At 39.9% G+C, this 13,212-nt stretch carries 6 protein-coding genes; all 6 read right to left on the reverse strand.

Translation table 11 applies throughout. From position 1 onward, the window contains the following. Positions 1-39 precede the first annotated feature (39 nt). The gene (locus tag ACLCDV_RS04400; protein ID WP_411972987.1) at positions 40-2,442 is read right to left on the reverse strand and encodes an ABC transporter permease; all 2,403 of its coding nucleotides are present in this window, start codon (positions 2,440-2,442) and stop codon (positions 40-42) included. Positions 2,443-2,533: 91 nt separating this feature from the next. After that, positions 2,534-5,023, reverse strand: coding sequence for an ABC transporter permease (locus ACLCDV_RS04405; protein WP_411972988.1), 2,490 nt, complete (start codon positions 5,021-5,023; stop codon positions 2,534-2,536). Continuing rightward, positions 5,016-7,424: an ABC transporter permease gene (locus ACLCDV_RS04410; RefSeq protein WP_411972989.1), complete on the reverse strand. Its 2,409-nt coding sequence runs from the start codon at positions 7,422-7,424 to the stop codon at positions 5,016-5,018. The genes ACLCDV_RS04405 and ACLCDV_RS04410 overlap by 8 nt, the downstream gene beginning before the upstream one ends. Positions 7,425-7,509: 85 nt before the next feature. Further along, positions 7,510-9,885, reverse strand: coding sequence for an ABC transporter permease (locus tag ACLCDV_RS04415; RefSeq protein ID WP_411972990.1), 2,376 nt, complete (start codon positions 9,883-9,885; stop codon positions 7,510-7,512). 133 nt (positions 9,886-10,018) lie between these two features. Then, complete coding sequence (locus ACLCDV_RS04420; RefSeq protein WP_411972991.1) at positions 10,019-12,424, reverse strand: ABC transporter permease; 2,406 nt, start codon at positions 12,422-12,424, stop codon at positions 10,019-10,021. A gap of 44 nt (positions 12,425-12,468) precedes the next feature. Then, positions 12,469-13,146, reverse strand: a complete 678-nt coding sequence (locus ACLCDV_RS04425; protein WP_411973928.1) for an ABC transporter ATP-binding protein — start codon at positions 13,144-13,146, stop codon at positions 12,469-12,471. Positions 13,147-13,212: the final 66 nt, after the last annotated feature.

The raw sequence follows: 13,212 nt of genomic DNA on the forward strand, positions 1-13,212 counted from the left end.
CGTTTTTTGTTAATCCTCCAATTTGATATGCGCGTGTTGCTATTCGTCCCGCAAACTATTGACAGGATTTAGTAATGCAGCTTTAAAAGTTTGGAATCCAATTGTAATAAATGCGACAATTGTCACTGTCAGGACAGCGACTACATATGCCCACCACGGCATATCGATGTGATAAACAAAATCATTTAACCAACTATTAAATAAGTAATATGCTATTGGTCCTGCAATCAGAAATGCTATACAGATTAATTTGATGTAGTTTGCGGACAGCAAATGAATAATACTACTGACACTTGCACCTAGAACTTTACGTATGCCGATCTCTTTACTTTTTGATTCAGCTGTATAGGCAGCTAGCCCTAGTAAACCCAGACAGGCAATAAATAGTGTCAAAAATGAAAACAAAGTCATGACATTGGATGAACGAATTTCATTGTTATATTGATCCTGTACATGCTGGTCTAAAAAAGAAAAATCAAATGCAGCATCGGGAGCAATAGCTGTATAGATCTTTTTTATTTCCTCAATATACGTCTGAAGATCTGCTGTTTTATAGCGGATCAATAAATTCCGAGGAGACTCAGAAGGAGCATTCATTGTATAGTAGGTATATCCACCGATCTCAGATTTTAGGTTGGCATAATTAAAATCTCGAACAACACCTGATATAATGGAATTAGTCGCACTCATTTCTGTAACGATATGTTTCCCTATAGCTTCTTCGGGTGTTTTATAACCTAAAAACTTCATTACTTTTTCGTTGATCAATACATAACAGGTTGAGTCTGTACGCCCGATCACATTTGGTAAATCTGTCCCCGCAAGTAATTTTAGTCCTAAAGTATTGATTGTCTTGCCATAGGTAACGCAGCTCAGTGTGGGTAAGCCTTGTTTGTCGGTCGTTAATTTATAAGTTGATTTACCACTTTCATTGAATCCAGGTATCGATTGTGCGAAAGTCGTAGCTACCGTATTGGTCAGGTTTTGAACTTGTTGGCCAAGGGTATTTAACTTTTCTTGATTTTTTAAAGAACGAATTGAAATAGACACAACATTTTCAGGTTGATATCCTAAATCCTTATTGCGGATAAAGCTCATTTGAGTCAGCATAATACTGATACCAATAATCAGTACGATCGAAATAGAAAACTGGCACACAACCAATATTTGTCTAATTAATATTGTTTTACCCTGTTTATTGTATCCTTTGTTCATTAAAGATATTGATTTAATGCCTGAAAGGAATAATGCTGGATAGCTACCTGCAACCAGCGTAATGATTAGCCATGCTATAGCCAATATTCCTAGCATATTCCGATTCAGCAGATGCTGAATAGTCATATCGGTCTTACCGACCAAATTGAACGCAGGAATGAGTATTATGGCAAGGACGAGCCCAATAAGCATAGCGGAAAGACTAATTGTTGCCGTTTCTACAAAAAAGCGGATAATGAGCTGCCGACGGGTAGCGCCAAGTACTTTATTGACCCCTACCTGTTTTGCATTTTTCTGTGATTTGGCTGTCGCAAGATTCATATAATTGATGCATGCAATTATAATCACGAGAAGGGCAAGGACTGATAATGTTCTAATGATGGTTATATTTACAGAACGTGTAGTAACTCCACTTGTTAAATCTGCTGAATAGAGGTGTACTGCTGATAACGGTTGTAGGAAAAATTGTGTATAATATTGATTGTCTTTTTTGACGTACTTATCAATTAATTTGCTCGCTTCGTGCGCAATGGCTGCTGGGTCTGAACCTTTTTTTAATAGGATATAAGTTTCGTAACTCGCATTGCTCCAGTGTACATTTTGACCCATCCATGAATCCATAATATTCATGACCATATTACAATCTAATGTGCTATTGGCAGGAAGATCTTTGAAGACACCGGTTACCTGTACGGTATCCCGTTGATTGATGCTGATTATTCTGCCGACTGCTTCCTGTTTTCCAAATAGTTTTTCTTTGGACGATTGGGATAGGACGATGCTTTTTTTATTTGAAAAAGCAGTACGCGCATTCCCTTCAATAAATTGAAAATCAAATATCGAGAACAGCGTCGAATCTGCTAAGTATAATTGTTTTTCAGAGAAATTATCATTCCCGCTGCGGATAGAAGCCGTTGCACCATAACCGTCTTTTACCAGACGTACCATATTATCTACCTGCGTAATGTCTGATTTTAAAGCTGGGCCTACCGCATTAGGGAGCGAGAGCATTTTTTCCTGATTATATTCTGCGGATAGTTTCATGTAGACGCGGTAGATATGCTCAGCTTTAGGATACATAGTATCAAAACTTAGTTCCTGTCGGATAAAAGCGAATAACAATAGCGATACACAGATACCTATGGCCAGTCCACTGATATTAAGGATACTGAAAAATCGGTTTGCCCTGATCGTTCGCCAAGCTGTCTTTATATAGTTCTTTATCATGATCGTGTGTTTTTCAAAGTTATCTGATGACCTGTTCTAATAAAAGATTGTTCATAGCAGAAGTATAGTGATTGAATAAAATGATAGCTGATTATTCATCTCTTAAGCTGTCTACAGGGTTTGTTCTCGCTGCTTTAAGCGTTTGATAGCTTACGGTTATTAGCGCGATCATAATGGCGGCGACACCGGCAAAGGCAAACATCCACCATTGTGGTTCAATGTGATAAGCAAAGTTGTCCAGCCATTTTTTCATCGCTATCCAAGATAGGGGAGTGGCAATGAGGAGTGCTACAGCCAATAGTTTAATGAAGTCAGAAGAGAGCAGGAGGATTAAATGATAGATGGATGCACCGAGAACTTTGCGTACGCCGATTTCTTTGGTCCGCTGTTGGGCTGTATAAGTCACAAGCCCCAATAAACCTAAACAGGCAATAAAAAGCGCCAGCCCAGAGAAGGCTGTGAAAAGTCTTCTAAAATTAAAATCCGCTTCATATTGTCGATTGAAATTGTCGTCAAGAAAGCTATATAAAAATGGACGGTTTGGTACAAGTTCGTTCCATAGTTTGCCGATTCTCGTAACGGTCTCAGGCTGGTTTACATGTTGGATATTCAAGGTTAAATACCGGCTGCTGGTTGGTTCAAGTCGCAGCGCTAAAGGCTCAATCTTACGGTGTAAAGAAAGATAGTTGAAATCTTTCACCACACCAATAACGGTTCCTTCTCTTCCCCATTGACGAAATTGCTTGCCAATAATATCTTGTGGATTGGAGTATCCCCATTGTTTTGCAGCAGATTCATTGATAACAAGTGAATGAGCTGTGTCGGCAGGGAAATCTCTGGAATAGGCGCGTCCTGCGGCCATTTGTAAACCGATATTAGGAATGAAGTCGACATCGACTTCATATAAAAAAGGAGCAAATGAAGTCATTGTTCCGTTGGCTGACATGATTTCGGTCCCTGCATTTGGAAAAAATGTTCCCGGTACCGTACGTGATGCAGTGACAGACAGCACATCTTTATCTTTTGCAAGTGTCGATTTTATCGCTTCCAGGTTATTGTTTACCTTATCATCGAAATTATAATCAATGACAAGCCGTTGATCTTTTTGAAATCCAAGATCGCGGTGCTGTAATTGATCTAGTTGAGAAAAGACGACGACAGTACCCGCAATGAGCGCAATGGAAAGGCAAAATTGAAAAACAACCAATATGCGACGTAACCAGGTGCCACCCTTACTGCTGCTATAGTTTCCTTTAAGTACTGTTATGGGTTTGAAATTTGCTAGAATCAAGGCTGGATAGCTAGCTGCAAGTAGCCCGGTAAAAACGGTAGTGAATAGGAATATTGCCCAGGTCGTTCCATTTTGCAAGGACGAATAATTGAGGTGTTTGCCCGAGAATGCTTCCAAAAAAGGAAGGAAGGCGAGAACGAGCAGTATGGCTAAAATGCTACTGACGAATACAAGAACCAAAGACTCCGACATAAATTGAAAGATCAGGTTGCTTTTGCTGGCGCCTATGGTTTTTCGGACCCCGACTTCCTTTGCTCTTTCCATTGACCTAGATGTCGCCAGATTCATAAAGTTCACACAGGCAATCAGTAATATGAATCCGCCAATAATGCTGAATATGTATAAATTCTGATAGCTTCCATTGGTGCCAGGCTGACGATCTGCCGACGAATGCATGTAAGCCTGGAGAAGTGGCTCGATATGGAAATTGTATTTTGCGTTTGCATTTTCATTTGTTGGGAGATGCCGCTTGATAAACTTTGGTATTTTTTGGTTGAACTTTACAGGATCAAAGTCTTTTGAAGCGAGAAAGTAGGTGTAGAAGTCTACATAATCCCAACCTTCTTTGTCAAAAACATCGGGCCTAGCGTTGCGGAATGTACTCATCGAGAGTAGTGCATCGAACGTAAAGTGTGAATTAGAGGGTACATCGGCCATTACTGCTGTTACCGTGTATAAACCAGAGTTGGCACGGCCGGCGGCTAAACCTCCCTCAAGCGTCTTACCAATGGGATTTTGATCGCCGAAATATTTTTTGGCTGTACTCTCTGTTAATACAACAGAATAAGCGTTTTTTAAAGCTGTATGCGGATCGCCGGCCAAAATCTTCCAACTGAAGACGTCAAATGCAGTAGAATCCATAAAAAATACATTTTCTTCCTGGAATCTTTTATCGCCTTGTTTGAGCAGGATAGACGTTTGTCCTGAAAACTGAACGACCTTCTCGATTTCAGGGAAATCTGCTTTGATGGCATCTCCGATGGGTGCATTGCCCCAGATTTGATGCTGCTCTGTGCTGCTTACATCTTTATAGTCATGGACGATGCGGTAAATTCGATCTTTATTCACATGATATTTGTCGTATGACAATTCATTTTGCACATAAATTGCTATTAGTAGGCAACAGGCCAAACCTATTGCCAAGCCAATTATGTTTATGGTCGAATACCCTTTATTTTTCGAGATATTGCGCCAGGCTATTTTTATATAGTTCTTGATCATTGCTTTTTTCTTTAGTTTTAGTGTATCAATATGTTTAATCACTTTTACTTTATTTTTCTTTTTATTCATCTCGTAAACTATCGACGGGATTAGCGCGAGCTGCTTTGACGACCTGTAAGCCAATTGTGCAAAGAGCAAGACCTATTGTTGTTGTGCCAGCAAGAGCAAACATCCACCAGCTTGGTTCCACATGGTAAGCAAAGTTTTCAAGCCATTTATTTAGCATCCACCATGCTAAAGGTGTCGCTAGAGCAAAAGCTATGAAAAGTAGTTTTACAAAATCTTGGGATATCAATAAGACAATTGCAGATACTGAAGATCCCAATATTTTTCGAATACCTATTTCTTTTATGCGGCGATTGATAATCAGCAGTGTTAGAGCGAATAGTCCCAAACAGGCAATCATAACTGCAGTTGTTGCTCCAGCAATTATGATACGAGAAAAACGCTTTTCTGTGCTATACATATTTTCTGTATTCTCATCCAGATAAGAAGGAGAAACGTTGGCTTTGGGATTAATCTTTTTCCAAATTTGTTCAATATCGGCAATGCTTTTGGATAAGTTATCAGTCTGTATACGTACAAAAATATATTCTACAGGGAAACCACGGGGATTAATGATAAGGGTCAAAGGGTCTACTCTTTTGTATAGGTCCTGAAAATGGAAGTTGTCGACTACACCAATAACCGTAGGTTTCCCGTTCATGTCGATGCTTTTATTAAGGACTTTATCTACCCCGCCTAAGAGCTCAGCCATCTGCTTATTGATAAGCACAGCTGTGGTATCTGTACCAAAAGCGCGATTAAAGTCACGTCCAGCAATCAACTGTATTCCTAAAGTCTGTAAGTAATCGTAATCTATACACATGAAATTCGTATGAATTTGCTTTCCATTATGTTCGAATCCGATCATACTGGTTCCCGTACTTCCATCTCTGCCTTTACCGATATTCATATCTGATGCACTCACGCTCTTTACCCACGGTCGCGAGGCCAGTTCGATGCGCATCCGCTGGACTGCTTTTTCTGGATCTATACTGCTACCTATCGGAATACTTATTACTTCAGTCTTATCAAAACCTAATGGACGATTAGCAATATAATGCAATTGGCTGCCCACAACTATGGTTGCGACAATCAGTGCCATGGAGATGCTGAATTGTAGTACTGTAAGGCTATTGCGCAACCGCCCAGCTTTAACTCTCGCTGTGCCTTTGAGGTTCTGGATAATGTTTGTACGCGCTATGCGCCACGCTGGATATCCACCAGCAAACAATGTCAGCATGATGAAGACCAAAATAAAGATGATCAAATTACGTAGAGTAAATAGTTGAGCAAAACTTAGCTTATAATTAGTCATCGCGTTATACTCAGGCAGTATTAAAAAGGCCAAACCTATCCCTAAGCTAAGCGCTACAACACATAGGAGTAAAGCTTCAGTCCACAATTGCTGTATTAATTGACCAACAGTACCACCTAAAGTTTTTCGTGTACCAATTTCGCGGTTGCGGATTAACGAATTTGCTAGTGAGAGATTGACAAAATTAGAACTCGCAACAAATAAAATCAATCCAGCGATCAAGAACAACATCCAAGGAAAAGTTGGTGATCCTCCGTTCCCCAATCCGAGTGAATTTAGGTGATATTTGGAAATAGGTAGAATATGAAGGGAGATGTAGTCTCCCTTTTCATCGGGAGATGCTCCGCTACGTTTTAATTTGTCATTGCTCGATTTTAAATGCTGTTGCATAAATGATTGAGTTGCTTGACTGAATATGTAATCATCTACTTTTTCTGAATTCACTTTGGCAAATAGAACGTGATCCTGTTGGTCCCAACTATCTTTAAAAGACTGATAATTGGGATTTCTTTCAAAGCGTAGCAGGGTGTTGAAGTTAAGACTTGAATTACTTGGTAAAGCTTTCAAGACAGCACTAATGGTCTTAGGTTCCCATTGTCCATTTAAATTGACTTCCACTTGTTGACCGATTATATCACTGCTGTTAAAGAGGTGCTTTGCAGTCTGTTCGTCAAGGACAATATTGTTTAAATCATCAAGTGCTTTATTGCTTCCTGATAACATTGGTAAGCTGAAAATAGGGAGGAAATCCGCATCTACAAATTTGTTGTTCGTCGTTAGTTGTTTTTGGCCATTGCGAAGCTGCAGCACACTATGAAGATAACGACTCAGATATTTAATTTCTGATATTTCCGATTTTAGAATGTCACGCATTGGGGCTGCCACTGTAGCATTATTGTTGACACCCTTTTCGGGGTGTGTCTGAAAATAAATCAATCCTACTCGTTCATAATCCTTTATAGATTTGTCGTATGACAACTCATGCATTGATGTGAGATAAAGTAAGGTTGCGGTCATTATAGCCACGGCCAATCCTAAAATATGAATGCCGCTCAGCATTTTATTCTTTACTAAGTTACGGTAGGCTATTTTAATGTATGTTTTTGTCATTGTATCTTATAATTTGGTATTATCAGTTATTGACCTCTCATTAAAATCCAGATGGATGTTTTTTTCCTTACTTTTATATTGAAAATTATTCATCTCGTAAACTATCTACGGGATTGGATAATGCTGCCCGAACGGCCTGGTAGCTGACGGTAATAATGGCGATCAGCAAGGCCAGGATACCACCGAAGACAAATGTTTGTACCTCTAGATCTGTTTTATAGGCAAAATTGCTCAACCATTGTTTCATTAGGTAAACTGCAATAGGGCAGGCAATCAGAATGGAAATGGAGACGAGTATCACGAAATTTTTCCCCAAAAGCCGGACAACTCCAAAGGTGCTTGCACCAAGAACTTTACGGATACCGATTTCCTTTACACGCATTTGCGCTTCGTGAGTTGCCAGGGCAAACAGACCTAAAGCAGATATAAAAATGGCGATGCCGGCAAAAATATTGAACAACAAACCTGTGCGCTGCTCGGATTTATATAGATTATCAAATTGCTGATCAATAAAGGTGTAGTTAAAAGGAGCATCTGATGGATAGCGGTTATAGATCTTTTCTAAAGCTTTAATGGCTTCAGAAGCCTTTGTCGTGCTGGTTTTAACATACAGCGTGCCCGATCCCCAGCGCGTCCAGAAGACCATCGGACCGATCTTATCTTTGATGGATTTGAAGTGGAAGTCTTTCACAACACCGATAATTTGTCCAGGGAAATCGTGGAAACTCATATTGGATCCGACATAGGGCGGTTTTAATCCCATCTGTTTGGCCAAAGTCTCGTTGATGATATAGCCGGACGAATCAACCGGCATGCCGCTAAAGTTTTTTCCTTCGAGGAATTGCATGTTCATTAAGGGAATAAAATCCTTATCGATGGTCGCTTGAGCAACAATGAGTTTGTTGTCTTTGGACTTGCCTGGCCAATCGATATCGCCCGTGGCATTTCCGAAATCCGTCATGTTGTAAACACCGGATAGAGAGACTGCCTGTATGGCATTGTTGCTTTTGAGTTCGGCACGTATCGCGTCCATGTGTTTGTAGGCTTCCTCTGGAAGGCCGAGGGTCAGGACATGGTCTCTGTCATAGCCGAGGTTGATCTTCTGGATAAACGCCAATTGGTTTCGGATCACCAACGTACATACAATAAGGGTCACGGAGAGCGTAAACTGGAAAACCACCAATATTTTACGCATGGTATTTGAGGAAACACCTCTTACTGATTTTCCTTTTAATGAATGAATGGGATTGAATGAGGAAAGCTGTATCGCAGGATATATACTGGATAGTCCCAATGTGCCTATAATTGCTGCCCCAATATACAGCCATATCGTCGTATTATGGAAAGAAAGACTGATTGATTTCTGCGCGATCTGATTATAGCCTGTATGAAGAATCACGATGAGGATGAAAGCAATCAGTAGTGAACAAAGAAATACAACAACAGTTTCGGTGATAAATTGTAGGAATAAATGGAGACGGTTGGCGCCGATTATTTTGCGGATACCAACATCTTTCGCCCGATCCAATGCTCTTGCAGTACTTAGATTGACATAATTTACCGCACCGATCACCAGGAGCAATATCGCAATGATCCCAAAAATCTGAACCATGCGAAGCGTCGATTTATTTCCATCAGGAGCGATCAAATGCATGGTTTTAAGAGGGTCTAAAACAAATATAGTCGAGTTTTCACCGTCGCGGGCTTTGGTATAAGTATCTGTGACCGATTTTCCGATAAGTGCGGCAGAAGCATGAGGTTTGACTTTAATATAAGTCGAAAAACTGTAGTTACCCATATCTTCATCTATTGTTTTCCATTTACCGTTACCGCCCCAGTTTGTAAACCGCTGTGCATGATAACCCAGTGGGATAACGACATCGAATTGCATTGAGGAGTTTTGTGGAATATCGTTTAGGATACCGGCTACGGTGAAGAGATCTTTCTGGTAACGGAAAGTTTTTCCAATGGCTTTTTGCGTACTAAAAAGTTTTTCGGCAGTCGATACGGTAATAAGCGCCTGTTTATAATTTTCCTGAAAACCTGCAAGCGAGCCCTCTCGTAATGGAAAATGAAACATCTTGAAAAAATTACCATCTACATAATAGATGTTCATATCAGTTACCGGACGTTTCAGTTTGTCATTGACCAATGTGGTATTGTAATCCTGTGAAACCCGCGTTGCGTAATCTACCTCCGGTACATTTTGTGCATAATTTCCTATAGGGCCGGGAGATGTCCCCCATATCGAACCGTTGTGCTCGGGATCCAAATGGGAATTGACCTTGTAAATCTGTTCAAAATCTGGATGGAATTTATCAAAGCTCTTTTCATCCTGTACCCAGAAAATAATTAATATCGCTGCCGTAAGACTGACCGACAGACCTAATATATTGATAGCAGTATAGAATTTCCGTTTCCTTAATTCTCTAATGGCAGTTATTAAATAATTCTTTATCATGGTGATAGGCTTTTTTTGATTAATTCTATTGTTTAGTCATTCTTTGCAGTGCATTATTCAAAACAAGGATTGTGATGGGATCATTGCTGATTCCCATCATTCTCCTTGATCACTATTGAGCTTCTTTTCTGTTCTATTCATCTCTTAAACTATTTACGGGGTTTGCACGTGCCGCTTTTATGGATTGGTAGCTCATTGTAAAAAATGCAATAAGTAGGGTTGCGGCTGCCGGTATGATAAACATCCACCAGGATAGATCTATTTTATAAGCAAAATCATCCAACCATTTGTGCATCGCCCACCAAGCAATTGGGGTAGCGATCAAAATAGAAATGAGTATAAGTTTGATATAATCTTTTGATAATAATCCAATAATCCCCAGTACGGTACTTCCCAACACTTTTAGAATACCAATTTCTTTTGTACGCTGTACCGTGGTGATGGTAACCAGTCCGACCAATCCCAGGCAGCTGATGAGAATTGTCGTCGATGTAAATAGATTGATGATCTTCGAGAATTTTAGATCACTGCTATAAAGTTCTTTGATTTGCTGGTCATAGAAATCATATTTGAATGGGGCTTTTGGATAATATTTTTGCCATTCTTTTTCAATCTGTTTTAATGTTTCGGGCCAGGTAGCTGAATTATTGTTAAGTTTGACACTTAGTCTGTTTAATTCCCATTTTTTAATGGAACTTAGCATAACGACAGGCTGAATGGCTGCATGGAGATTTTTTGTGTGAAAATTGTCGGTTACCCCCACAATCTGACGCTGTTTGTCGGTATACGTAACAAAGCTCCCTACAGCGTTTTCAGCAGATTTAAAACCTAATTTTTGAACGCTGGCTAAGTTTAACACGATGCCTGTGCTCGTATCGGCCAACTGCAGCGGGCGGCCAGCAAGCATTTTAAAATTATAGAGCTTAAAGTTATCCTGATCGACAAATTTCATTTGCACATCTGCTTGTACTTGTCCTGTATCACTTTTTGCAAACAGTGCATTTCCCCAATGGTCGTTACTCATGGGCAGATGCCCCAAGGAAGCCTGCTCTACACCTGCGATGTGCTTAATCGCCTGTTTGAAAACAAAGGGATCGACATTACTGTCCTGATAGCTTTTACTCGGGAAACGTAGGGTAATGATCGCATCCTTATCGAAGCCGTAGTTATTCTGTAGTGCATGTTTCAATTGTAGACCAATGATGCAAGTTGAAATAACAAATAGCTGGGCAATCAAAAATTGAAAAACAATGAGCATTTTTCGAAAAGAAAGATTGCCAAATTTGATCGTTTGCGCATTCGAGATTTTAATGACTTCAACAATCTTGACTTTGTTTGTTAATAAAATCGGATAACCTGAGGAAATTAAGGTAATCGTAATTGTAAGTGTTGCTAAAAATAGCGATACACCCCAGGGATCTGGATATAGCTTGAGCTGATCGGGAATATATGCGGCTAAAACGGATTGAATGAGAATAAGTAAAGGCCAAGATAAAAGCACCGAAAAAGCCGTAATGCAGAATGTTTCTAGCAGAAAGGACTTTGTAATTCTTTTCTGGCTTTCTCCCAATGTCTTTCTGATACCAATTTCCTTGGCGCGTTGTGGGATTTGGGCGGTAGCGAGATTGATGTAATTGACACAGGCGAGTAAGAGCAAAAATATACCTATGCCGATAAGACCGTACATTATTTTCTGATCAACATTATTTTGCGCGTAAGAAGTAAAATGTAAATCTTTTAAAGGAATTGTATTTACATGCATTTTAAATCCAAACTTATCAAATTCGGCATGTGTCATCTCATAGGCCTTTTTGTCGGCTGTCTTTATGAGGTTAGGAAGGGAAGCTGATGATTTTACCTTAATAAAGAGCTGCCAATTTGAATTTGAATTACTCCAGTTTGTACTGTTCCATTCCTGTTCTGGAATCCGGATAAATTCTTTTCCCAAAAAGCTGCTTGGATGCGCGAGGTCTTTTACAATACCAGTTACATTGTACAATGTACTATCATAGGATAAGGTCTGTCCTATGATTTGGTCTATTGACGTGTTTGGGAAATATAATCTAGCCCGCGATTCCGTCAGGACGACTTCATGGCTGTTTTTTAATATATTCCTTTGGTCACCAGCTAACCAAACATAAGGTGTCATTTTGAAATAGTCTCCCGTGGTACCGATGATTTCGGGCTGATCTTCAAACTCTATTTTCTGCGCTCTGCCATTATTACTGACACGCTCGAAGTATTGTTTAAAGATGGGTACTGTCAGTTCAACATTGACAAAGTTTTCCTTGATATATGCCGGTAATGGTGCGGGAACACCATCGAAATGATCTAATTTATCCTTTTCCTCATAGGAGGTATGGACCTTGTAAATCTGCTCACTTTCCGGATGATGCTGGTCAAAACTAAATTCATAATTGACAATTCGGAAAATAAGCCAACAGGCACTTATTCCGATGGCAAGCCCAAATACATTTAAAAATGTGAAAAGACGGTTGCGCCAAAGTTGTCTGAAAATTAATTTAATCGTGCTCATCATCTATAGGTTATTTGGATTAATATCTTTGTTACATAGAAGTTATTTTATACCGAAGTTGTTTCCATAATTACTTGTCCATCCAACATGCGGATCACACGGTCAGAAAATTTAGCATCGTGTTCACTGTGTGTTACCATGACGATCGTTGTACCAGCTTCATTCAATTCAGTAAGGAGCTGCATGACTTCGTTACCATTATTGGAATCGAGGTTACCCGTAGGCTCATCGGCAAGGATCAGTTTGGGATTGTTGACCACGGCGCGGGCGACAGCTACACGTTGCTGTTGACCACCGGATAGCTGTTGTGGGAAGTGATTGCGACGGTGCATGATCTGCACTTTTTCCAAAACTTCTTCTACACGTTTTTTGCGCTCTGCAGCTGGAACATTGGTATAAACCAGCGGAAGTTCCACGTTTTCAAATACAGTTAGCTCATCGATCAAATTGAAGCTCTGGAACACAAAACCGATATTATGTTTGCGAAGATCTGAACGACCACGTTCCTTGAATTTGGCAACTTCGATCTCATTGAACAGATAGCTTCCTTCATCCAAATCATCCAGCAATCCGATGATGTTGAGTAAAGTCGATTTCCCACAGCCGGAAGGTCCCATTACAGCAACAAATTCCCCTTCTTTAACATGAATGTTTAGGTTGTTTAATGCAATGGTTTCCACTTCTTCAGTGCGATAATACTTTTGAAGGTTTGTGATCTTGATCATATTTTTTGTGCTCATGGTTTTTATGTTTTTGTATCCTTAGCGAAATTGCTTTGGACGGTTACTGTT

The sequence above is a fragment of the Sphingobacterium sp. Lzh-3 genome, from assembly GCF_046764375.1.
In the GTDB taxonomy this organism is placed as follows: Bacteria; Bacteroidota; Bacteroidia; order Sphingobacteriales; family Sphingobacteriaceae; genus Sphingobacterium.